Below are 21,648 nucleotides of genomic sequence, written 5' to 3' on the forward strand. Positions count from 1 at the left end.
ATTTGCTTGTTAGCATTGACCATCGATGATTTCAGAGACTTCAATGCCACCTTTTCTGCCCAAGGCTGACGAATTTCAAGAACTGCGTGAAGCCATGCGCGATCTGTGCAAACAGTTCGACAGCGCCTATTGGCAGGGGATTGACCACCAGCGTGGCTACCCAGAAGCCTTTGTCGATGCCGTCACCCAAGCAGGCTGGTTGGCCGCGCTGATACCCCAAGCGTATGGCGGCTCAGGTCTGGGTTTGGCGCAAGCCTCTGTCATCATGGAAGAAATCAATTTGTCAGGCGGCAATGCCGGTGCTTGCCACGGGCAAATGTATAACATGGGGACCCTGCTGCGTCATGGCTCAGAGGCGCAAAAAAAGCAGTACCTGCCAGCCATTGCCAGTGGGGCGTTGCGGTTGCAATCCATGGCAGTGACCGAACCCAACACCGGTTCTGACACCACCAAACTCAAAACCTCCGCCATCAAGAAAGGCGACCGCTATGTTGTCAACGGTCAGAAGGTATGGATTTCAAGAATTCAGCATTCAGACCTGATGATTTTGTTGGCGCGTACAACGCCCTTGAACGAAGTGCAAAAGCGTTCTGAGGGCATGTCGATTTTCATCGTCGATATCCAACAAGCACTGGGTAGCGGCATGACGATTCGTCCCATCGCCAACATGGTCAATCATGAAACCAACGAAGTGTTTTTTGATGGTCTGGAAATTCCTGCTGAGCAATTGATTGGGCAAGAAGGCATGGGATTTAAATACATTTTGGATGGTCTCAACGCAGAACGTAGCTTGATTGCAGCTGAATGCATAGGGGATGCGTATTGGTTCATCAACAAAGCCTGTGCCTATGCCAACGAACGCGTGGTGTTTGATCGCCCGATCGGACAAAACCAAGGCGTTCAGTTTCCAATTGCTGATGCCTACATTGAAACCGAAGCGGCCAATCTCATGCGTTTCAAGGCGTGTGCCTTGTTTGATGCGCATGAGGCTTGCGGCGCAGAATCGAACATGGCCAAGTACTTGGCGGCCAAGGCCTCTTGGGAGGCTGCCAATGTGTGCATGCAAACGCATGGTGGTTTTGGTTTTGCCACAGCCTACGACATCGAGCGTAAATTCAGAGAAACCCGTCTCTACCAAGTTGCACCAATTTCCACCAACATGATCTTCTCTTATGTGGCCGAACATGTGTTGCACATGCCGCGGTCCTATGGTGTCTGAGCAGGCAAGCGCGACAATGTCAGTGATCAACAGCCAAACTCCTGATGATTTCGCCCACTTGATGGATTGGGTCGGGCGCACGGCAGAACAGACTGATACCATCACCAGCGCACCACTGAGTGCTTTGGCGGCCACCTTGGGTCAGCGCGATTCAACCAAGTCTTTGGCCTTTGTGCCACCGCTTTGGCACTGGGTTTATTTCAATCAGCACACACCGCGTCATCTCATCGGACCTGATGGACACGCCTTGCGGGGTGGTTTTTTGCCGCCTGTGTCCCTTCCGCTAAGAATGTGGGCAGGGGGGCGGCTCGATTTCTTTTTTCCGTTGCAAGTGGGTGACCAAGTCACGCGCATCTCCACCATCCGTCAGATCAAGCCCAAGCAGGGGCGAACTGGGCCCTTGGTTTTCGTTGATGTTCAGCACGACTACATGACGCGCGAGGGTTTGGCCCTCACCGAGCACCATGACATTGTTTACCGAGGCGCTGCACTGCCACAAGCCGCGCAGTTGCAGGCGCAAGTGGCGCGTACCGATCACACCATGTGCGAGCAGGTCAGTCCAGACCCCGTGTTGTTGTTCAGGTATTCAGCATTGACATTCAACGGTCACCGGATTCACTATGACCGAGATTACGCCACACAAGTCGAAGCTTACCCGGGCTTGGTGGTGCATGGCCCCTTGTTGGCGACGCTGCAACTTGAGTTACTGCACCGTCACCAACCCAACGCACGATTGACGCACTTCAATTACCAAGCAGTCAGCCCCATTTTTGACACTGATGCTTTTTCTGTTTGTGGTGTCGCTGAAGGTAGCCATGAAGCCGCGCTTTGGGTGGCCAATGGCGCCGGTGGTTTGGCGATGCAAGCTTTGGCTCGATGGGCATGACCGACGCTGCCAAAGCAGAGTTGTTATCGCCGGGCACGGTCGGATTGCTGTTGTTGCCGCCCTTGGTTTGGGCCGGCAATGCGGTGTTGGGAAGCTTGGTTGCAGACATGGTACCGCCGATCACTTTGAATTTTTTTCGCTGGGTGTTGGCATCTGCATTGCTGATGCCTTGGGCCTGGCGTGTGTTGTTACCCCATAGTCCTTTGTGGTCTCACTGGAGGCGTTATGCGGTCTTGAGCTTGTTGGGCGTTGGTTGTTACAACAGTTTTCAATACCTGGCCTTGCACACGTCCACGCCCATCAATGTGACTTTGGTGGGCTCCAGTGTGCCCGTGTTCATGTTGGCCATTGGTGCCATCTGGTTCAAGCAGCAGATCACGCATCGACAAGTCTGGGGTGCCTCTTTGTCGATTGCAGGAGTCTTGTGCGTGCTTGCGCGGGGCGAATGGCAGACTTTGCTGCAACTGGAGCCAGTGATTGGTGATGTTTACATTCTGATCGCCGTGATTTGCTGGGCCACTTACAGCTGGTTGTTGTCGCTGCCTAACGATCCACCAGAGATACGACACAACTGGGCTAATTTCTTGATGGCCCAAATGTTTTTTGGTTTGCTGTGGTGCGGTTTGTTCACGGCGCTGGAATGGCATTTGAGCATCAACCCTCGGATTGAATGGGGTTGGCCCTTGGCCAGTGCTTTGCTTTATGTGGCCTTGGGACCTGCCTTGTTGGCCTATCGCAGTTGGGGCATCGGCATTCAAAGAGTTGGACCTGCCATCGCCGGTTTTTTTGCGAACCTTACACCTTTGTTCGCAGCCCTCATGTCTACGATGCTTTTAGGAGATGCGCCGCATCTGTACCACGCGTTGGCGTTTGTCTTGATCGTCGGCGGTATTGCGGTGTCTTCCCGTGCTTAATTTAGTCCGATCAGTTGCAGCAGTTCTGATATTGATGGGCAGTATCAGTATTCATGCTTTTGAAATATCAACGGGTGATGTGGTGCAGTGCCCTGTCACGGTCAATGGCAAGACAGGTTTTGCGACAGAAATTTGGAACAAATACGCCGATGTCAAAGACCGTCACCCGGAGTTGGGCAAAGCTGTGGCCGTGATGCGCTTGGATGAAAACGGCTGGCCAACGATTATTTTTGACCAGCCCGCCCATGAAAAATCGATTCAAGGATCACAGACCATATGGGATTTTGTTTATTTCCATGAATGCGCCCATGCTCAAAATCCAGAAATCACGGAAATTGAGGCCAACTGCCAAGCCTATTTAGAAATGGGGCGCCGTGGGATGATGAACTATCACCGGATCAAGCAACTGGAAACCATGCACTACAACATGATGAGTATTTTGCCGATTGAGTATGGCGGCTCTGGCGCACAGTTTTGGCATCAAACCTTGCAGTGCGTGAGGAAAGCACAACCATGAAGCCGCTTGTTGGGTGATTCATTCAGCTTTGAAATCAGGGTGCGGCCACTTCAATCATGATCTCATTGCGTCGGAGCATGGGCAGTGTCCATGGTGGGTCATACCGTGAAAGTTGTGGTGCTGCAATTGTTTTTAAATTTTTCTTTCGCGCCCAATCGCTGGCTTCCATACTCTTGGCCTGAACTTTGGATTGGGTGTTGAAACCAGAATATTTCAGAACGACATAGTGCTTGCTGGGAATTTCTCTCAAGCTCACTGCATTGTTTTTGGGCTTGGGAATGGACGCCAGTGTGTATTGACTGGGCATGACGAATTTGACGAGCCATTGCTTCGCCGTTTGCATATTCACTGAGTCCTGTTGCGGTTCGAGCGTGACAGGGGCCGTCATGGCGATCTTGGCCGATTGCGGTTCGAGCGTCACAGGTGCAGTCATGGCTATTTTTTCGCTACCCGATGCGCTCACGACTTGGTTGTTGCCGAAAATGTAGTCGGCAATCAACCGAAAACCCTTGCTTGAAGCCTCATCCATATCGCCTTCCACCATGGTTTCTGCCACCAAATAGGGCGCGTACTTGCGGACTTCATAAGCGCCGTCAGACAGCACAATGTCATATTTCGGTTCTTCGATCGCCATGACGTTTCCAGTCCATAAAAGGCAAGACACCAATGCCATGAGAATTTTTGCAGGGTTCATATCTTTCGCCTGTTGTTTGTGTTGTCCATTGTTGCACGCAAGTGCACAGTTCACAGCACCGAAGCGCGATGCTGGCGGGCTTGCTCGGCAATCGCGAGCTTGTTGTCTGGGGTGAGTCGGTTCAAGTTCTTCAACTGCATCAACATGCGTGGATTTTTCGCTAATGTGTCTGCATGGGTGTTCAAGTAATCCCAATACAAGGTGGTGAAAGGGCAGGCTGTCTCGCCAATGGATTGGGCTGGATTGAACCGGCAGCCTTTGCAATGGTTGCTCATGCGGTCGATGTACTTGCCACTGGCCACATACGGTTTGCTGGCCATCAAACCACCGTCGGCGAATTGGCTCATGCCCAGTGTGTTGGGCAGTTCTACCCATTCAACCGCATCCACATAAACCCCCAAATACCACTGGTGCACCTCTTTGGGAGATACGCCCAGCAGCAAAGCGTAGAGGCCTGTGACCATCAATCGTTGAATATGGTGGGCATAGCCATGCTCAAGTGTTTGTTGAATAGCGTCGCGCAGGCATGCCATGTCGGTTTGTCCGGTCCAATAAAAACCGGGCAAAGCAGCTGCGGCATTGGCGGTATTGCGCTCCAGATAACCCGGCATGTGCAGCCAGTAAATACCCCGGACGTATTCACGCCATCCCAGTATTTGGCGGACAAAACCCTCTACCGCTTCAAGCGGTGCATGGCCGTTTTCAGAAGCCTGGATCGCTGCTGCGATGACTTCCCTGGGATTGAGCAACTTGAGGTTCAGCGCAGCTGACAGATGCGAGTGGTAGAGCCATACCTCGCCTTCCCACATGGCATCTTGGAAAAGACCAAAGTGAGGCAGTCGATGCGCGATGAAATCTGACAACACCTTCAGCGCTTGCAGGCGTGTGACAGGCCAGCCAAAACTGCCCAGCCTGCCAGGGTGATGGCTGAATCGTTGCTGCACCAAACCCAAGACTTCTTGGGTGATTTGATCAGGTGTAAAGCGGGTGGGCGCAGGGAGCTGGCCCGGCCCATGTTTGCCAAAGCTGCCCCGGTTCTCTGAATCAAAATTCCACTTGCCACCGATGGGTTTTTTACCATCCATCAAGATGCCGGTTTTGAGGCGCAGTTCGCGGTAAAAATATTCCAAGCGAATTTGTTTGCGATCTGCTGCATGGGCTGCAAAGTCCCGCACCGTGGTGAAGAAATGCGTGTCATCTCGGATGTCTAAATGCAACTGGTGTTGGTTGGCAACTTGGCGCAAGCTTTGCAACACCCGCCAATCGCCGGGTGCGGTCATCACCAGTTTGTCCGGTTGCCACTTGGCAATGGCTTTATCCAGTTCGCCAGACAAGGTGCCCAGATTGCCAGTTGCATCAATGGCTATGTAGTCCACCGACCATGCCCGGTCGCGCAAAGCCACAGCGAAGTGGCGCATGGCGCTTAAAAAAAGGGTTGTTCGCTGTTTTGACGATCTCACATGCGTGGACTCTTGATCCACTTCCGCCATCCACACCAGGTCTTGTTGCGGGTCGAAATCGGTCAGGGCAGAGGCATCTTCGTTGAGTTGGTCGCCCAGCACCAGAACCAAATGGCGAATGTGGCGCCTTATTTTTTGTCTCCGGCAGCCGCAGCGGCAGCCTCTTTTTCTAGCGCCAGAGCGGCAGCTTTTTTCTGTTTGTAGATGGATTCAATCGACGCCATGATGGGGGGCGTTTGCGCAGTACCCAGCCAGACGGCTTGGTTTTGCATGATGATTTCAATCTGATCTAGCGGGCAAGCTGGACCAAATTTGCGCAGCCATTCCTTGGCACGCTCTTCGCGAAGGCTGACTTCATTGATGGTGTAAGCCAGCACTTTGAAGTCGGTTGAAGAGCAAACCACTTCAGGTGCAGCAGGTGCAACAGGGGCAAGCGGTTTTTTATTTTGTGCAGACGCGTTCAGGGCTGCAAAAGACAATGCCACTGAAGCTGTGAACAGTGGCAAGCCGTTGAAAAAACTTCGGGGCCATGCGTGTGATGTCATGGCCCCGATTCTATCGACTACAGATGCGGATCGTTTCAGATGGCTTGAATACCTGCAACCAACCAACCACTCTTGCTGTTTTTGTAGAGGGTCAGGTTCCAAACTTCTTGGAAAGGTTCGGGTTGGGCACCTGGTTCTTCCCGAATGGAGCCAGAGAATTCGATGCTGGCCATGTAATCTTCGCCGGATTCTTCGATACCCAAAAGTTTGGCTTCCAATCGCAGCACCTCGGTTTTGGGAACAGGGGAACCTGCTTGGGCTGCATCGCGGTCATCAATCTGATTTTTGATTTCACGCAACATGTCGTCAGTCATCAAACTGCGCAAGCTGTTGATGTCAGAGCGATCCCATGCGTCTTGCATTTGAACGAAATTTTGTTTGGCTTGAGTGACAAAACTTTGGACATCAAAGTCAGCAGGAATGGACCATGTGGCGGGTGAACCACCAACCACGGCGGAACCTATCATGCTGCCAGAATGTAGTGGGCGTGACTGGTCTTGCAAAGGGTTGAAGCGGGTGTTTTGCGAGGAAGCATGGCTGGGGGCACCAGCGGTTTCAAACGCCAAGTTGTTGTGGCGGGCCATCCCATTGTTGGCGGCTGCTTTTCTGCGCATGAAGTAGCCCACAGCGACCATGATGGCCAATGCGATCAGACCAAACATCATGAACTGAGCCAATTCTTCGCCAAAGCCAAGTGAGCTTGCCAACCAGGCCAGTCCAAGACCAGCAGCCAGACCACCCAACATGGCACCCCAAGGCCGTCTTGGCTGGGCAGGTGCGGCAGCTGGCGGTGTGGCGTTGGGGGCTGGTTTGGCAGCTTGATTCTGTGTGACGTTGTTGGATTGCTTGCCAAACGATTTGCCAGAACCCATGCGTTTTGCTGCATCTGCACTCATGCTGGACAAACCGATGAAAAGTGCCAAAGCAACCGATAACAATTTATTCATGCTTTACTCCAAGATTAAGTCTTGCGGAACATGGACTGCATCTTAGGCGAACAGGTCTTTTTTCAAGGGGGCCGCTTTAAAAGCCACACAAAATCTAGTTCTTTTTGCAAAATGTTGTTGCAAGCCATGACAAGGGCATGAAAGGGCGTCAAGCCCTTGGGTTCAGTCTGCTTTGGTGCCAGCTTGTCGGATGACGTCGGTCAAGCGAATGGCATCTTTTTTCATGCGGGCTTCAAAGGCGGCGCTGCTGCCGCCAATCAAATCCGCACCGGCGGCTTGAATCTTTTCAATCATCGCGGGGTCTTTGAGAATCTTGTCGATCTCACGGTTGAGCAGTTGCACCACTGTGCTGGGCGTTTTGGCAGGCGCCAAGATGCCAAACCAAGCGGTGATTTCGTAGTCGGGCATGGACAAGGCTTCGGCGACGGTGGGCACGTTGGGCAGCAAGCGAGATCTTTTCTGGCCTGTGACTGCCAAGGCTTTGAGCTTGTTGGCTTTGACTTGCGGCAAGGCCAAGGGCAGATTGACAAATCCAATTTGCAGTTCACCACGCAACAAATCCACCATGGCCTGCGAGTTGCCTTTGTAGGGAAAGTGCTCCATTTGCACACCTGTTTTCAAGCCCAGCAACTCACCCGCCAAATGGCCTGAACTGCCTGCACCCGGCGAACCGTAATTCAATTGGCCCGGTTTGCTTTTGGCCAGTTGCACCAGCTCTTTGAGGTTTTGCACACCCAAATCAGGATGAACCACCACCACATTCGTCACCTCGGCCAGTTCGATGACGGGCACCAAATCCGTCATGGGGTTGTAGGGCAGTTGGCTGTACAGGGCCAAATTGGTGACCAAGGGCAAACCGTTGATCAGCAAGGTGTAGCCATCGGGAGCGGCTTTGGCGACATGGTTGTTGCCGATGTTGGTGCCAGCGCCCGGCATTTGTTCCACCACGACGCTTTGCCCCAAGGCGGCACCCAGACGCGGTGCCAAGGCACGTGCAATCACATCCGAGCTGCCGGTGGTGGCGGGGATGATCAGCTTGATGGTTTTGCGGGGATAGTCTTGGGCCCAAACTGAGGGATGAATGCTGGCACAAGCCACTGCTGCCAAGCCTGATCCGAATGCACGTCTGTTCAACATAACAACCTTTTCATATTTCAATGGTGCTCTAACAAGCTGCCAAACCCGGCGCGGCGGTCGGTGATGCCGCAAGCGCGCAAGGCATGCCAGTAGGTGGCGGTGTTGATGGCAATCACCGGCTTGCCCAAAAACAATTCGGCGGCGGCGGCCAAACGAATCATGGATAAATTGGTGCCGACTTGCACAATCGCATCCACATCATCGCCATCGAGTTGTTTGATGGCCTCTCGGCACATGGCGTCGGTGCTGTGCGCGATTTGCACTGGGCTGGGGCGTTCAAAACAAATATCACGAACCACGGTGAAACCGCAGTCTTGGTAGAAGCGGCGCACTTGGTCGTTGGCCACTTTGAAGTAGGGCGACAAAAAAGCAATGCGCTTGACTTTCAGGGCGTTGAGCGCGGCTTCGGTGGCAAACGATCCACACGACACACCCACACCAGCACGCTCGGTCATCATGTCTAAGTAGGATTGCGCACCAGCGCGGCCGTTCCAAAACGTGGCCGCCGACATGCCCATGACCAGGTAGTCCATCTCACAGGTTTTCAAAATATCCACCGCATCCAAGGTGGCGCGGTTGATGTTCTCGACCAAGGCCAAAAAACTGGCGTCATCCGTGACCGGGTTGTTTGGAATGGCGATGCGGCTGTAATGGTTGGTCACGCCCACGGGGCGCAGGTCGTCGAAGTCGGGTTGCACGATGGTGTTGGTGGAAGGCCCCAGCGTGCCGAATTTTTTCCGGTATCCCAAGTGGTCGGTCATGTTGAAGCTCCTTGCCGAGATTGCAGGTGGGACAGCAGTTCGTCCCGCGTCAGGATGTCGGCGTATTTTTGGCGCATGTCAAACAAGTTGGCGTCATGCGGACCCAAGGCGCGGTCGCCCACGCAGTCAGACAGCACCACGGTGCGGAAATTGTGTTGCACCGCATCCACCACCGTGGCCCGCACACAGCCACTGGTGGTGCAACCGGTCACCACCACCGTGTCCACCGATTGAAACTGCAACCAGTCGGCCAAGCCGGTGTTGAAAAACGCCGAAGCCCCTTGCTTGCGAACCACCCATTCGCGGTTTTGCGGAGCCAACTCGGGCACGATCTGACTGCCCACAGCGTCTTCGGTCAGGGCCTGCAAGGCTTTCACGCGGGTGGCAAACAGGTTGCGGTCTGAGCCGTTCGCCTCAAACACCACCCGCGTGTGGGCAATCGGCAAGCCCCAGCTTCTGAACGCCGCCAGCAAGGGCACGGTGGCCTTCACGGCGTTTTGAATGTGGGGGCCGCCAAGCTGATGTGGGTCCACGAAGCTGTTGACGAAATCCACCATCAACAAGCAGCAATGCTGGCCGATACCGGTGGTGTGGCCAAAGCCTTGGCGTTGGTAAATCTCTTCGGTGTTCATGCCGTCAGGCTTGTGAATCTGGCTTGGCATGGGCCTGGTCAAAAGCAGTCACCCAGTCAAAGCCCATGAGTTTGGAGAAGGCTGGAAAGTCGTACAGCGCGTCCTGCACACCGGTACTCGAGCGCGTTTGTTTCAGGACGGTGTAGACATGTTCATAGGCCTTGGCTGCCGCCAAAAAAGCGGTGGCCGGAAAGATGGCCAGACCATACCCAATGGCTTGCAGTTCTTCAAAACTCAGCACCGGTGTGCGCCCACCTTCGACCATGTTGGCCACCAAGGGCAAGTCAAAGCTGCGGCCAATTTGCTGCATTTCTGCCACCGACTCGGGGCTTTCCACAAACAGAATGTCGGCCCCGGCCTTGGCGTAGAGCTCGGCACGGCGCAGCGCTTCGTCCAAACCCAAGGTGGTACGGGCATCGGTGCGGGCGATGATGAGGAAGTTGGGGTCGGAGCGGGTTTCCACCGCCACGCGGATTTTGTCGACCATGTCTTGCGCGGGCACGACACGGCGGCCCAGCACATGGCCACATTTCTTGGGAAATTCTTGGTCTTCCAGCTGAATCGCACAAGCGCCTGCGGCTTCGTAGCCACGCACCGTGTGCATCACATTCAACAAGCCGCCGTAGCCGGTGTCACCATCACAAATCATCGGCGTTTGGGTGATGCTGGTGAATTGCGTCACACGGTTCACCATGTCTGAGTACGTGGCCAAACCCGCATCCGGCATGCCCAAATAAGACGCCACGGTACCGTAGCCGGTCATGTAGAGGGCCTCAAAGCCCATCTGATCAGCCATCTTGGCCGACACCATTTCGAACACACCAGGGGCGACCACCAACTGTCCTTGGCTCAGTCGTTGTTTCAGCAAGGCACGGCGTTGTGTGTGCGAAAGCGTGGAGATACCTTGTTTGATCATGCGATGGCCTTGGCGCGTTCGAGGGCGTCGATCATGGACGATTGACGAATGTAAGCACGTGCGCGAACCGGGTCCAAACTGAGTTCGCGCAGGGCTTGTTGGTTTTCTTTTCGTTTGACGGGATCGCGCTCTTCAATGTCGCGCTTGTTGCGTGCCGTGCTGGCATTGATGTAGTCGATGGCGATGGTGCGGCGCTGCCGCTCGTACTGGTCGAGCAACGCATCCGATTCGCCTTTTTGCAAAACGGCCAACAACTTCTCTGAGAGATTCATGGCGTCATGGATGCCACCATTCATCCCCATGCCGCCCAGCGGATTGTTGATGTGCGCCGCGTCCCCGGCCAAGACCACGCGCCCATGGCGAAAGCGCTGCGCCACGCGTTGGTGCACTTTGTACAAGGTTCGGTGTTGGGTGACGTAGGGCTGCGCTTGCGGCAACAGGTTTTGCAATCGGGCTTGAACAGACTCGTCGGTCAGCACGGCCTCGTCGGTTTCTTCGGCCTTGGTGGGAAACAACACCCGCCAAAGCGTGGGTACGCGCAGCAAGACACACCATTCTTGCGGGTCCGAGCAGTAATTCACATACGACAGGCGCGGCAAATGATCTGCATATTCAAATGCAGTGGACACCACCAAAAACCGCTCGGGGTAAGTGAAGCCTTCGAACTCGATGTTCAAACTGCGCCGCACCGCGCTCCATGCGCCGTCTGCGCCGATCAGGTAATCGGCTTGCAGGCTGTGGGCTTCTTCCACTTGCGTGAAGGCCACTTGCACTTGATCGGCGGTTTGAGTTACCTGGGTGACTTTGGCATCAAAAAGTATTTGCACATGCGGCATGGCATTCAATTGGGCTTGAATCATCTGCGTCAATTTCCATTGCTCGCATTGCAGCCTGAAAGGATGATCGGTGTCGGGCGCGATCAGCTGCATGTCGAACTCGGCAATCACGCCTTCTTGCCGATCGCGTTGCTGGGTGTAGCGGGCCACCAAACCTTGTGCCACCAAGTCGTCGGTCAGACCCAGCGGGGCCAACATGTCCAAAGTGGGCGGGTGGAAGGTGGAGGCACGCAAGTCCCGGTTCAGGGCTGGCGCGGCTTCAAGCACAGTGACTTTCACGCCTTGATTGGCCAACAACAAGGCACTGACCAGGCCGACCGGTCCAGCGCCTGCGACCACGACATGGGCTTGATGTGTTTGCATGGGATGAGCTTGGTGATGATTCACTGGCCATGTTACTCAAGTTCATGCCTTGCAATCAGTGGGCTTATCTGCCGCTGGAGAATCTCATCAACAATAGGGACGGTCACACCCCCCCCCAGCACCAACCTTCATTTTGATAGGAATCAAGCCATGACCTGGTCTCTCGACTTCATTCAAACCACCGCGGTGGGTGCGATTGCATTGTTTCTGGGGGTGGCGTTACTGCGCCGTGTGCCGGTGCTGCGGCGCTACAACATTCCTGCCGCTGTGGTGGGCGGCTTGGTGATTGCCATCCTGGTGACGATGTCGCGCGAATTCAATCTGGCGACCGTGAAGTTCGACACCACCTTGCAAGCGCCCTTGATGACCGCGTTTTTCACCTCGATTGGTTTGAGTGCCAGTGTGGGTTTGTTGAAAGCGGGCACCCGTCAAGCGTTGGTGTTCCTGGCGCTCGCTACTTTTTTGGCGGTCATTCAAAGTCTCATCGGCATGGCCACAGCCGTGGCCTTTGGCCAATCACCCTTGCTGGGGGTTCTCATGGGCCCCGCAGCCCTCACCGGTGGCCCGGCCACCGCCTTGGCCTTCGCGCCGCAGTTTGCTGCAGCAGGTGTCGCGTCGGCGGAATCGGTGGCGATTGCAGCGGCCATGGCTGGCATCGTCATGGGCGGCTTGGTCGGCGGCCCCATCGTGACGCGCTTGCTGGAGCATCACCAACTGCAAGCCGCAAGCAGCGCACCGGTTTTGCAAGCTGCGGCCAACCTGCCCGAGCAGGCCAGTCCTGACGAAGAAGGCGACATGTTGACTGCGCTCAAGGGTATCGGCGTGTTGTTGGTGGCCATGGGCATAGGTGCTTGGCTCAGTGGCGTCATGAAGGGGGCCGATCTGACTCTGCCAGGCTATGTGGGTGCCATGATCATGGGCGCCTTGATTCGCAACCTGGACGACCAAACCCAGTGGCTGCGCATTCCCCATGCATTGACCGAACGCATGGGTGTGGTTTGCCTGTCCTTGTTTTTAGCGGTGGCCTTGATGAACCTGAAGCTGTGGGAACTGACAAGCATTGCCGCACCCTTGTTGGTGAACCTGGTCATTCAAGTGGTGGCGGTCGCGGTGTTTTGTTGGTACGTGGTCTTCAGGGTCATGGGCCGGGATTACGACGCGGCCGTCATGAGTGGCGGCTTCACGGGCTTCATGCTGGGCACCACCGCCAACGCCATGGCCGTCATGCATTCGGTGGTGCAGCGCTATGGACCCTCGCCACGCGCGTTTTTGGTGGCACCCATCGTGGGTGCCTTCTTCATCGACTTCACCAACGCTTTGCTGATCACGGGCTGGTTGAACCTGCTGAGTCCCTGAAGACGATGCCAATTGACAAATCAAAAAACGCTTTATTTTTATAAGGCTATTTTTCATCAAAATGCCCTTCAAGCCAATTGCCACGGGGCTTGGAATGTATCGTTGCGACACATAGGGGAAGTACGTAGAGCGAAGCCAAATAGTCACCCTAGAATAATTTCGAGAAGCTGGTTTTTCACCGATGAGGGATTGAAATGATTGTTCTTGCATGGCTGTTTGGCGTCGTGGTGTTGGTGGTCGTCATAGCGGCCTTGGTCACTTTCCTCAATCATTTCTATCGAAAATCCAGTCGAGATGTGGCGATCATTCGCACGGGTTTTGGCGGTCAAAAAACCCTCATCTCGGGCGGATGCCTGTCTTTGCCGTTCCTGCACAAGATCGATGAAATCAACCTGCGCACCATCCGTGTGGAAGTGCGGCGTGTGGCTGAAAAATCCTTGATCACCGAAGACCGGATGCGGGTCGATGCCGAACTCGAGTTCTATGTCCGGGTTCAACCCACCATCGAAGGTGTGGCCACTGCTGCCCAGTCTCTGGGCTCCAAAGCGTTCAACCCCGATGGCATGCGCAACTTGTTAGAAGGTCGTTTCATTGATGCTGTTCAAGCCGTGGCCGCCAGTCGCACCATGGACCAAATCCACGAAAAGCGGTCCTTGTTTGTGTCGGATATCTCCGCCTTGCTCAAGGACAACTTGGCCGAAAACGGCGTGGTGCTTGACTCCGTCTCCCTGACCCGCTTGGATCAAACTTCCTTTTCTGCACTGGACGAAAACAACGCCTTCAATTCTGTTGGTATGCGTCGATTGGCTGAAATCATTGCGGTCAACCGCAAAAAGCGTGTGCAAATCGAAGCCGAGGCCGACATCTCTGTGCGTCAAACCCAACTCGATGCCACCAAACAGCGCTTGTTGTTGAACCAGCAAGAAGAAGAAGCGCAAATCAACCAGCGCTTGGAATTGGAAAAAGTCAAAGCCCACAGCGATGCAGAAAGTGCTCGCTCGCGCGAGGAGTCTCAGGCGGCGACCGAATCAGCCCGCATTTCACGCGAACAAGAAACCCGCATGCGCGAAATTGAAAAGCAACGCGAGTTGCGCAAGTCTGAAATCGAAGCCCAGCTCAACTCCGAAGTGCGCAAGCTGGAAAGCTCCATCACCTTGTCATCCAAGCAAGCCGAAGAGGCCCATGCGCAAGCCGCGGCTGAATTGGCCCGCACCGAAGTGATCTTGGCGCAAGAAAAAGTGCAAACCGATCGCGAACGTGCCATTGCCGATCGCTCCCTCGAAATGGCGGTCAAGCGCGTCAAAGAAGCCGGTGAAGTGGCCGAGGCCAATGCCGCAACCGAAGTCACGGTGTTGCTCAAGCGTGCCAAGGCCGAAGCAGAAGCCACCCACACCCGCGCAGCCGCTGAAAAGGCTCGCATGTTGGCCGAATCGGAAGGTTCACGTGCACTGATCGACGCAGAAAACGCACTCAGCACGCCTGTGCTTCACATGAAGCTCGAGCAATACCGCCTGGACCGCATGCCCGAAATCATGTCGCACATGATGAAGCCGATTGAAAAAATCGACAGCATCCGCATCAACCATGTCAGCGGCTTTGGTGCCAGCCAAGGCGGCTCTGGCGGCGGCGCGTCCGACGAGGGTGGTGGTGGTGGCGGCAAACCGCCTGTCACCCAAGTCATGGACAGCATTTTGGGCATGGCCTTGCAATTGCCTGCGCTCAAAAGCATTGGCGACCAAATCGGTGTCGACTTGTCTGGGTCCATCGATGCTGCCAGCGGTAAATCGTCGCCCAAGGCTGACAAGTAAGCCTGTAGCCGACCCGTCAATCTCTCTAATTTTTATTTTCCCAACCCAAGAGCAAACTGCTCAATTTCAGGAGTATCACCATGAGCTTTTCACGTCGCCGATTTTTGGCTGGAACTGGATCAGCAGGTCTGACCGCACTGGGCGCCACGATCCCCTTCGAGATGGTTTTGGCACAGGGCGCACCCATCAAATTGGGCTCCATTCTGGACAACTCGGGCAACCTGGATGCCTACGGCAAACCCATGGTGATGGCCACCACTTTGGCCGCAGAAGAAATCAATGCCGCTGGTGGTTTGCTGGGCCGCAAAATCCAAGTGGTGCAATACGACTCACAGTCTGACATTGCGCTGTACACCAAATACGCTCAGCAATTGACCCGTGACGACAAGGTGGACGTGACCCACGGCGGCATCACTTCCGCCTCTCGCGAAGCCATTCGTCAAACCTTCCACCGCGCCAACTCACTCTACTTCTACAACGTGCTGTACGAAGGTGGTGTCTGCGATCGCAACATTGTGTGTACCGGCACCACACCTGCACAAGCGGTTGAGCCCATCGTGGAAGTGGCCTTGAAGCAATGGGGCAAAACTGCCTACGTATTGGCTGCCGATTACAACTACGGCCAAATCACTTCCAAGTGGTTGACCCACTACATCACCAAGGGTGGTGGCAAAGTGCTTCAAAGCAGCTTCTTCCCATTGGATGTGTCCGACTTCGGTTCCACCATTGCCAAAATCCAGCAAGAAAAACCCAAGTTCGTGGTGGCCGCTTTGGTTGGTGGTGCGCACATGTCCTTCTTCCGCCAATGGGCCGCGTCTGGCATGAACAAAAAGATCCCCTTGTGCTCCACCACCTTCGGCGTGGGCAACGAGCACCTGGCTTTGTCTGCCGCTGAAGGCGATGGCATCTTGATCGCAGGCAACTACAGCCAAGAAAACACCAACGCTGCCAACAAAGATTTCTTGGCCAAGTGGGCCAAGCGTTTTGGTGACACCAAGTTGGTCCATGAAATTGCCGTGTCTCAGTACCAAGGCATCATGTTGTGGGCAGCTTGCGTCAAGAAAGCTGGTTCGCTGGACCGCGAAAAAATGCTGGCCGCCATCGAGTCTGGCATCAGCATTCAAGGTCCTGGCGGCACCGTCACCTTGGACCCCAAAACGCACCACGCCATTTTGGACATCAATGTGATGGAAGTGAAGAACCAAAAACTCACCATCAAGCAGCAGTTCAAGGCACGTCCTCCATCAGACACCTTGCAATTCTGTGATTTGCAAAAAAATCCGAAAGACAACAAGCAATACGAAGTGAAGATTTGATCCTTGACAGAGGGCATCCCGGTTCATGTGAATTGGGATGCCGACTTTTTTAGAGAGTAAGCATGGATTACGCGGCGGTTGTTCTTCTTGAAATCATCTACATGATTGCTTTTCTGGCGCTTACCAGCGCTGGACTGGCGGTGGTGTTTGGCATGATGCGCGTCATCAACCTCGCCCATGGTGAGTTCGTCATGATTGGCGGCTACACCACCATCGCCTGTGCCAAGGCTGGCGTCAATATTTATTTCGCCATGTTGATCGTTTCACCGCTGGTTGTGGGTATTTTGGGTTTGGTGGTCGAGCGCTTGGTGGTGCGCCAGTTGTACGGCCGCATGATCGACACCATGCTCGCCACCTGGGGGTTGTCCCTGCTCATGGTCGGCATCGTGACCTTTATTTTTGGCAACACGGCGGTGAGTGTGCCCGCGCCTATTCCCGGCTACGAGCTGGGTGAATTTCAAATGGGTGGCTACAACCTGTTCATCATTGGCATTGCCACCTTGCTCATGTTGAGCATGTGGTTGGTCATGCGTTTCACCCGATTTGGTTTGGTGGCACGTGGTGCCATGCAAAGCGCCGATGTCGCCTCGTCTTTGGGCTACGACCCCAAACGCGTTTACATGTGGACCTTCACCGTGGGTGCTGCTTTGTCTGGCTTGGCCGGTGGCGTGCTGGCGCCCCTCACGGGCTTGCTGCCTTCCTCAGGCGGGGCCTACATCGCCAAAGCCTTCATCACGGTCATCACCGGTGGTGCGGCTGTCATCACAGGTACTTTGTCGAGTTCTGTCATTTTTGGCACCATCAATCAGATTGTGTCTTTTGGGTCCACCCCTGTCATCGGAGAGATTGTCATGCTGGCCTTTGCCGTTGTGTTGCTGCGCCTCATGCCCCAAGGCATCACAGGTCGGTTTTTCCGTAACGCACCATGATTGGAGACGCCGCCAATTTCTCCAGTGCCGGTCGCACCCACTGGGGATGGATCATCGCAGTGACCTTGCTTTTGGTGTTTTTACCGGCAGGTTTTGACACCCATACGCCTACGTTGTTGGGTATTTGGGCCTTGTTTGCTTTGTCCTTGGGTTTGATGTGGGGCTATGCAGGCATTCTGAGCTTTGGTCATGCCGCTTATTTTGGTCTGGGTGCCTACACCTATGCCATCACAGCGATGAACCTTGGTGAAAGCACGGCTGCTTGGATGCTGGCTATTTTGTTGCCTGCATTCGTGGCGGCCCTGATCGGTGCGATGATGTTTTATGGCCGCATCAGCGATGTTTACATGGGCGTGATCACCTTGGTGTTCTCACTCATCATGGCCAAATTCATGGGCGCGACAGCCGGCGATGCCTACAGCATTGGCAATGCGCGGTTGGGCGGCTTCAACGGCATTCCTGCATTTCCAATTTTGAATGTGCCCGGTGACCCCAGCATGCCTATTTACGGCATCGATTTGTATTACGTGGTGCTGTTTTGTCTGGTGTTTTGTTATTTGATTTCTCGCTGGGTCATGTCAAGCGCTTTTGGCCGCATCTTGCTCGGTATTCGTGAAAACGAATCGCGCATTGAACTGCTGGGTTACAACGCACCGGCCTACAAGACCGCCATTTTTTCTTTGTCGGCGGCCATGGCTGGCTTGGCGGGTTGTTTGTTTGCCAGCTGGGCCGAAATCGTCACGCCTGCTCTGTTTGGGTTGGGTCAATCGGTGGAAGTCATCATCTGGGTGATTGCAGGGGGCTTGGGTACCCTGATCGGGCCGGTCGTTGGCGCCATTTTGTTGGGAATGCTCAAGCTCCAGTTGGGGGCGCAAACCTTTATCGATAACTCCTTGGTGATTGGTGCCATCTTGGTGCTGGTGGTGTTGTTGCTGCCGCGAGGTCTGCTTCCCACCATCATGGGTTGGCGCCGACAACAAGACCAACGCAACGTCAGTCGCGCCCGCAACAACAGCATGCGACGTCGCGCGGGTGAGCGTCGTCAGCCTCATCCCCCTGGCGCCCAAGACAAAAATGGCAGCCAATCATGAGTGAAATGATTGTTGAAACACGAGATTTGTCCATGCGTTTTGGCGGCGTCCTGGCCGTCAACAACGTCAACTTCAATTTGCGCGAGCGCGAATTGCGTTGCCTGATTGGCCCCAATGGTGCTGGCAAAAGCACTTTGTTCAAGTGCATCACGGGCTTGCATCAAATCAACCACAGCAACGGACGCGTTTTCATTCGCGGCCACGATGTCACCGGTTGGCGGCCACATGAAATTGTGCAACTCGGTGTGGGCATCAAAACCCAAGTGCCGTCGGTCATGAATGGCTTGACGGTCTGGGAAAACCTGTGGCTGTCGGCACGCCGCATTCACGGTAAAAAAGGCGCTTCGGCTGAAGTCGATCGCGTGGTCACCGAACTTGGTTTACAAACCAACTTGCGACGCAGTGTGGGCGAACTGGCCCATGGCCAGCGACAAATTGTGGAGATCGGTTTGGTCTTGTGCCAACGGCCCAAATTGGTCTTGCTGGACGAACCTGCAGCGGGCATCACCGGTGCTGAAGCCGATCGTTTGGTGGAATTGATCCATGACATCAACCAGCAAGCCGCTGTGGTGGTGGTGGACCACGACATGAATTTTGTGCGCATGCTTGGTGGCACGGTCACGGTGTTGCACCAAGGTGCCGTTCTCATGGAAGGGGCCACTGACGCGGTGATGAACAACGCCAAAGTGCGCGAGGTCTACATTGGCAACCGGGCGAAATAAGCATGGCTGAGTTGAACTCCACCACAGACAAATTTGAACGCGCCGACGTGGTGCTGCAAGTGGCCGATTTACGCGCTGGCTACGGGCGTGTGCCGGTGTTGCATGGCGTCAATTTGCAAATCCACGAAGGCGAAGCGGTTGGCATCGTCGGCCACAACGGCATGGGCAAAACCACCTTGCTCAAAGTCATCATGGGCCTGATGCCGTCCACCGGTGGACGCATCGAACTCGACGGAACGGATGCCACCGGCTCGGCCGCCCACCAGCGTTCCCAAATGGGCATTGGCTATGTGCCGCAAGGACGCGGCATCTTGCCCGGCCTGACGGCCTTGGAAAACCTGCGCATGGCTTGGCGCGAAGACATTGGTGAAACCGAAGAACAATCGGTCGAGCGCGTGGTGGATCAATTTCCACGCTTGCGGGTGCTGCTCGACCGCAAAGGCGGATCTTTGTCGGGGGGAGAGCAACAAATCTTGGCCTTGGCCCGGGCTTTGATGCCCAAACCTTGGTTGTTGTTGTTGGATGAACCCAGTGAAGGCATCCAGCCATCGATCGTGCAAGAGATTGGCACCACCTTGGCCAAACTCCGGGATGAATTTGGCTTGGCCCTGATCATCGTGGAACAAAACCTGGATTTGGTGTTGGATGTGGCCCACCGCGTGGCCGTGTTTGAACGCGGCACCATCTTGAAAGAATTGCACGCCAGTCAATTGAGTGGCGGTGGTTTGAGCGAGTTGCTGGGCATGGGGTCCGCCCGCATGACGCATTCTCCCCATTCGCACACGAAAAAATCCACTGAACAGCCTGGCGCAATGGCCTCGCCCACACCTGCCAGGTCAACACCAGCAGCGGCATCGGTAGCTCACCAAGACAACACCGAACACAGCCGTACACACGGTCAACCATCTTCAAAATCATCTGTCAACAAGCGCTCGCATTCAAGCGCCACTGCATCAATGGCCACGGGCCCCGGGGGAATCATGTCTACTGTCAAACGTCCAACTGTCGATCAGATGCATGCCATCGTCGAATCGCTGCACATGAACATGTCTTCGCGTGAAGTGGCCGAATACCTTGAAATCATGGAAGGCACTTTCCAGTCCTACGACCGCTTGACCCAGTTGCCCGACAACTTGCCACCAGTGCGCTATCCACGCACCCCTGGCATCAAGCCCAGCCAAGCCGACAACCCCTTGAATGCCTGGGCGGTGAAAAGCGAAGTGCGCGGCGCGGTGCATGGTCCTTTGGCCGGTAAACGCATCGTCCTCAAAGACAACGTGTGTTTGGCCGGTGTGCCCATGATGAACGGTGCGTCTTCACTGGAAGGCTATGTGCCAGATGTGGATGCCACCTTGGTCACGCGCATTTTGGATGCGGGCGGCACCATCGCGGGCAAAGCCCATTGCGAGTATTTTTGCTTGTCCGGTGGCAGCCACACAAATGCTGCCGGCCCGGTGCACAACCCCTACCGTTATGGCTATTCAGCAGGCGGCTCTTCTTCTGGCTCAGCCGCCTTGGTGGGCGCGGGCGAACTCGACTTGGCCATCGGCGGTGACCAAGGCGGTTCGATTCGCATGCCCGCCTCGTGGTGTGGCATTTACGGCATGAAACCCACGCACGGCTTGGTGCCTTACACCGGTGTCATGCCCATCGAAGCCACCATCGACCATGCCGGACCCATGACGGCCACCGTGGCTGACAACGCTTTGTTGTTGGAAGTGATTGCCGGTGCCGATGGTTTGGACCCGCGCCAATACAGCCCCCGCGTCGACCGCTACACAGCCGCTTTGGGCCGTGGTGTTTCTGGTTTGCGCATCGGCGTCTTGCTCGAAGGTTTCAACCGTGCAGACAGCGAGCCCGATGTCGACCACAAAGTGCGTCAAGCAGCCGATCGCTTGCGTTCCATGGGCGCGATTGTGGAAGACGTGTCGGTGCCCATGCACATGGATGGACCGGCCATTTGGACCGCCATTGCCGTGGAAGGTTTGCAAGCGCAAATGATGAACGGCAACGGCATGGGCTTCAACTGGAAAGGTTTGTACACCACCAGTTTGCTCGATGCCCACTCCGCGTGGCGTTCACGTGCCGACGAGCTGTCACCCTCTTTGAAGGTGTCGATGATGGCCGGTGAGTACTTCATCAAAAATTACCGTGGCCATTTCTACGCCAAAGCCCAAAATCTGAGCAGGGTGTTGGCCAAGGCCTATGACGATGCTTTGTCGCGCTACGACTTGTTGTTGTTGCCAACCTTGCCCATGAAGGCCACACCCCTTCCGCCTGCCAATGCCTCTTTGAAACTCTATGTGCAACGCGCTTTGGAAATGTTGGGCAACACCTGCCCCATGGACGTGACCGGCCACCCGGCCATGAGCGTGCCCTGTGGCATGTCCAATGGCCTGCCGATTGGCATGCAACTGGTGGGCAAGCACTGGGACGAATCCACCATTTACCGCGCAGCCCATGCCTTCGAGCAGGCCGGTGATTGGCGCAACTTCTAAATCGCCGCGCAGTGGTTGCCTCATTGAAACGAAGCCAGCGTGTCTAAAAATCCTTTTCTCTCTGATTGGGTTCAAGGCGGGGCAGACACAGGTCTGAGCCC

Annotated in this window: 20 protein-coding genes and 1 pseudogene; 12 read left to right on the forward strand and 9 right to left on the reverse strand. The window is 55.1% G+C overall.

The window, feature by feature from the left end; all coding sequences use genetic code 11:
• Positions 1–43 precede the first annotated feature (43 nt).
• From AC8GFP_RS03655 to AC8GFP_RS03670, 4 genes are read left to right on the forward strand one after another with little or no spacing between them, the layout of a single operon-like run.
• Positions 44–1,219: an acyl-CoA dehydrogenase family protein gene (locus tag AC8GFP_RS03655; protein WP_506610319.1), complete on the forward strand. Its 1,176-nt coding sequence runs from the start codon at positions 44–46 to the stop codon at positions 1,217–1,219.
• A 16-nt stretch (positions 1,220–1,235) separates the two neighbouring features.
• The gene (locus AC8GFP_RS03660) at positions 1,236–2,105 is read left to right on the forward strand and encodes an HTD2 family dehydratase (protein ID WP_506610321.1); all 870 of its coding nucleotides are present in this window, start codon (positions 1,236–1,238) and stop codon (positions 2,103–2,105) included.
• Positions 2,102–3,019, forward strand: coding sequence for a DMT family transporter (locus tag AC8GFP_RS03665; protein ID WP_506610323.1), 918 nt, complete (start codon positions 2,102–2,104; stop codon positions 3,017–3,019). The genes AC8GFP_RS03660 and AC8GFP_RS03665 overlap by 4 nt, the downstream gene beginning before the upstream one ends.
• A complete protein-coding gene (locus tag AC8GFP_RS03670; protein ID WP_506610325.1) occupies positions 3,012–3,536 on the forward strand; it encodes a hypothetical protein in 525 nt (174 codons plus the stop codon). The genes AC8GFP_RS03665 and AC8GFP_RS03670 overlap by 8 nt, the downstream gene beginning before the upstream one ends.
• Positions 3,537–3,570: 34 nt before the next feature.
• Here the strand turns inward: AC8GFP_RS03670 and AC8GFP_RS03675 are convergent, their stop codons facing one another.
• The 9 genes from AC8GFP_RS03675 to AC8GFP_RS03715 form a co-directional block, all read right to left on the reverse strand.
• A complete protein-coding gene (locus tag AC8GFP_RS03675) occupies positions 3,571–4,170 on the reverse strand; it encodes an SOUL family heme-binding protein (protein WP_506610327.1) in 600 nt (199 codons plus the stop codon).
• A gap of 110 nt (positions 4,171–4,280) precedes the next feature.
• The gene (locus AC8GFP_RS03680) at positions 4,281–5,810 is read right to left on the reverse strand and encodes a cryptochrome/photolyase family protein (protein WP_506610544.1); all 1,530 of its coding nucleotides are present in this window, start codon (positions 5,808–5,810) and stop codon (positions 4,281–4,283) included.
• Between the two features lie 8 nt (positions 5,811–5,818).
• Entirely contained in the window at positions 5,819–6,235 is a 417-nt protein-coding gene (locus AC8GFP_RS03685; protein WP_506610329.1) for a hypothetical protein, read from the reverse strand.
• A 35-nt stretch (positions 6,236–6,270) separates the two neighbouring features.
• Positions 6,271–7,182, reverse strand: a complete 912-nt coding sequence (locus AC8GFP_RS03690) for a Tim44 domain-containing protein (RefSeq protein ID WP_506610331.1) — start codon at positions 7,180–7,182, stop codon at positions 6,271–6,273.
• A gap of 162 nt (positions 7,183–7,344) precedes the next feature.
• Positions 7,345–8,319 carry a Bug family tripartite tricarboxylate transporter substrate binding protein gene (locus AC8GFP_RS03695; RefSeq protein WP_506610333.1) on the reverse strand — a complete coding sequence of 325 codons (975 nt, stop codon included), beginning with the start codon at positions 8,317–8,319 and terminating at the stop codon, positions 7,345–7,347.
• Positions 8,320–8,336: 17 nt separating this feature from the next.
• Entirely contained in the window at positions 8,337–9,080 is a 744-nt protein-coding gene (locus tag AC8GFP_RS03700) for a maleate cis-trans isomerase family protein (protein WP_506610335.1), read from the reverse strand.
• The gene (locus AC8GFP_RS03705; RefSeq protein ID WP_506610337.1) at positions 9,077–9,742 is read right to left on the reverse strand and encodes an isochorismatase family protein; all 666 of its coding nucleotides are present in this window, start codon (positions 9,740–9,742) and stop codon (positions 9,077–9,079) included. Before AC8GFP_RS03705 ends, AC8GFP_RS03700 begins: the two co-directional genes overlap by 4 nt.
• Complete coding sequence (locus tag AC8GFP_RS03710; protein ID WP_506610339.1) at positions 9,717–10,628, reverse strand: isocitrate lyase/PEP mutase family protein; 912 nt, start codon at positions 10,626–10,628, stop codon at positions 9,717–9,719. Before AC8GFP_RS03710 ends, AC8GFP_RS03705 begins: the two co-directional genes overlap by 26 nt.
• The gene (locus AC8GFP_RS03715) at positions 10,625–11,827 is read right to left on the reverse strand and encodes an FAD-dependent oxidoreductase (protein ID WP_506610341.1); all 1,203 of its coding nucleotides are present in this window, start codon (positions 11,825–11,827) and stop codon (positions 10,625–10,627) included. Before AC8GFP_RS03715 ends, AC8GFP_RS03710 begins: the two co-directional genes overlap by 4 nt.
• A gap of 150 nt (positions 11,828–11,977) precedes the next feature.
• Here AC8GFP_RS03715 and gltS point away from each other — a divergent pair, with 150 nt between their 5' ends.
• The 8 genes and pseudogenes from gltS (at position 11,978) to AC8GFP_RS03755 (ending at position 21,547) form a co-directional block, all read left to right on the forward strand.
• Entirely contained in the window at positions 11,978–13,183 is a 1,206-nt protein-coding gene (gltS, locus tag AC8GFP_RS03720) for a sodium/glutamate symporter (RefSeq protein WP_506610343.1), read from the forward strand.
• Between the two features lie 194 nt (positions 13,184–13,377).
• Positions 13,378–14,991 (forward strand): flotillin family protein, encoded by a 1,614-nt coding sequence (locus tag AC8GFP_RS03725; protein ID WP_506610346.1) that lies wholly within the window; start codon positions 13,378–13,380, stop codon positions 14,989–14,991.
• A gap of 80 nt (positions 14,992–15,071) precedes the next feature.
• Positions 15,072–16,307, forward strand: coding sequence for an urea ABC transporter substrate-binding protein (locus AC8GFP_RS03730; protein ID WP_506610348.1), 1,236 nt, complete (start codon positions 15,072–15,074; stop codon positions 16,305–16,307).
• A gap of 62 nt (positions 16,308–16,369) precedes the next feature.
• A complete protein-coding gene (locus AC8GFP_RS03735; RefSeq protein ID WP_506610350.1) occupies positions 16,370–17,236 on the forward strand; it encodes a branched-chain amino acid ABC transporter permease in 867 nt (288 codons plus the stop codon).
• Positions 17,233–18,327, forward strand: a complete 1,095-nt coding sequence (locus AC8GFP_RS03740) for a branched-chain amino acid ABC transporter permease (protein WP_506610352.1) — start codon at positions 17,233–17,235, stop codon at positions 18,325–18,327. The genes AC8GFP_RS03735 and AC8GFP_RS03740 overlap by 4 nt, the downstream gene beginning before the upstream one ends.
• The gene (locus AC8GFP_RS03745) at positions 18,324–19,049 is read left to right on the forward strand and encodes an ATP-binding cassette domain-containing protein (RefSeq protein ID WP_506610354.1); all 726 of its coding nucleotides are present in this window, start codon (positions 18,324–18,326) and stop codon (positions 19,047–19,049) included. Before AC8GFP_RS03740 ends, AC8GFP_RS03745 begins: the two co-directional genes overlap by 4 nt.
• A 2-nt stretch (positions 19,050–19,051) precedes the next feature.
• Positions 19,052–19,570, forward strand: a pseudogene (locus tag AC8GFP_RS03750) (ABC transporter ATP-binding protein); the annotation flags it as partial.
• 459 nt (positions 19,571–20,029) lie between these two features.
• Entirely contained in the window at positions 20,030–21,547 is a 1,518-nt protein-coding gene (locus tag AC8GFP_RS03755) for an amidase (protein ID WP_506610546.1), read from the forward strand.
• Positions 21,548–21,648: the final 101 nt, after the last annotated feature.

The organism is Limnohabitans simekii (SeqCode), from assembly GCF_965234735.1.
Taxonomy (GTDB): Bacteria; Pseudomonadota; Gammaproteobacteria; order Burkholderiales; family Burkholderiaceae_C; genus Limnohabitans; species Limnohabitans simekii.

Bases quoted from the DNA above. Each gene is read 5' to 3' on its own strand.
- gltS (WP_506610343.1), top strand. From the start codon at position 11,978: ATGACCTGGTCTCTCGACTTCATTCAAACCACCGCGGTGGGTGCGATT.
- AC8GFP_RS03740 (WP_506610352.1), top strand. From the start codon at position 17,233: ATGATTGGAGACGCCGCCAATTTCTCCAGTGCCGGTCGCACCCACTGG.
- AC8GFP_RS03705 (WP_506610337.1), bottom strand. From the start codon at position 9,742: ATGCCAAGCCAGATTCACAAGCCTGACGGCATGAACACCGAAGAGATT.
- AC8GFP_RS03665 (WP_506610323.1), top strand. From the start codon at position 2,102: ATGACCGACGCTGCCAAAGCAGAGTTGTTATCGCCGGGCACGGTCGGA.
- AC8GFP_RS03690 (WP_506610331.1), bottom strand. From the start codon at position 7,182: ATGAATAAATTGTTATCGGTTGCTTTGGCACTTTTCATCGGTTTGTCC.
- AC8GFP_RS03660 (WP_506610321.1), top strand. From the start codon at position 1,236: ATGTCAGTGATCAACAGCCAAACTCCTGATGATTTCGCCCACTTGATG.
- AC8GFP_RS03655 (WP_506610319.1), top strand. From the start codon at position 44: ATGCCACCTTTTCTGCCCAAGGCTGACGAATTTCAAGAACTGCGTGAA.
- AC8GFP_RS03695 (WP_506610333.1), bottom strand. From the start codon at position 8,319: ATGTTGAACAGACGTGCATTCGGATCAGGCTTGGCAGCAGTGGCTTGT.
- AC8GFP_RS03700 (WP_506610335.1), bottom strand. From the start codon at position 9,080: ATGACCGACCACTTGGGATACCGGAAAAAATTCGGCACGCTGGGGCCT.
- AC8GFP_RS03675 (WP_506610327.1), bottom strand. From the start codon at position 4,170: ATGGCGATCGAAGAACCGAAATATGACATTGTGCTGTCTGACGGCGCT.
- AC8GFP_RS03730 (WP_506610348.1), top strand. From the start codon at position 15,072: ATGAGCTTTTCACGTCGCCGATTTTTGGCTGGAACTGGATCAGCAGGT.
- AC8GFP_RS03685 (WP_506610329.1), bottom strand. From the start codon at position 6,235: ATGACATCACACGCATGGCCCCGAAGTTTTTTCAACGGCTTGCCACTG.
- AC8GFP_RS03735 (WP_506610350.1), top strand. From the start codon at position 16,370: ATGGATTACGCGGCGGTTGTTCTTCTTGAAATCATCTACATGATTGCT.
- AC8GFP_RS03710 (WP_506610339.1), bottom strand. From the start codon at position 10,628: ATGATCAAACAAGGTATCTCCACGCTTTCGCACACACAACGCCGTGCC.
- AC8GFP_RS03715 (WP_506610341.1), bottom strand. From the start codon at position 11,827: ATGCAAACACATCAAGCCCATGTCGTGGTCGCAGGCGCTGGACCGGTC.
- AC8GFP_RS03755 (WP_506610546.1), top strand. From the start codon at position 20,030: ATGTCTACTGTCAAACGTCCAACTGTCGATCAGATGCATGCCATCGTC.
- AC8GFP_RS03725 (WP_506610346.1), top strand. From the start codon at position 13,378: ATGATTGTTCTTGCATGGCTGTTTGGCGTCGTGGTGTTGGTGGTCGTC.
- AC8GFP_RS03745 (WP_506610354.1), top strand. From the start codon at position 18,324: ATGAGTGAAATGATTGTTGAAACACGAGATTTGTCCATGCGTTTTGGC.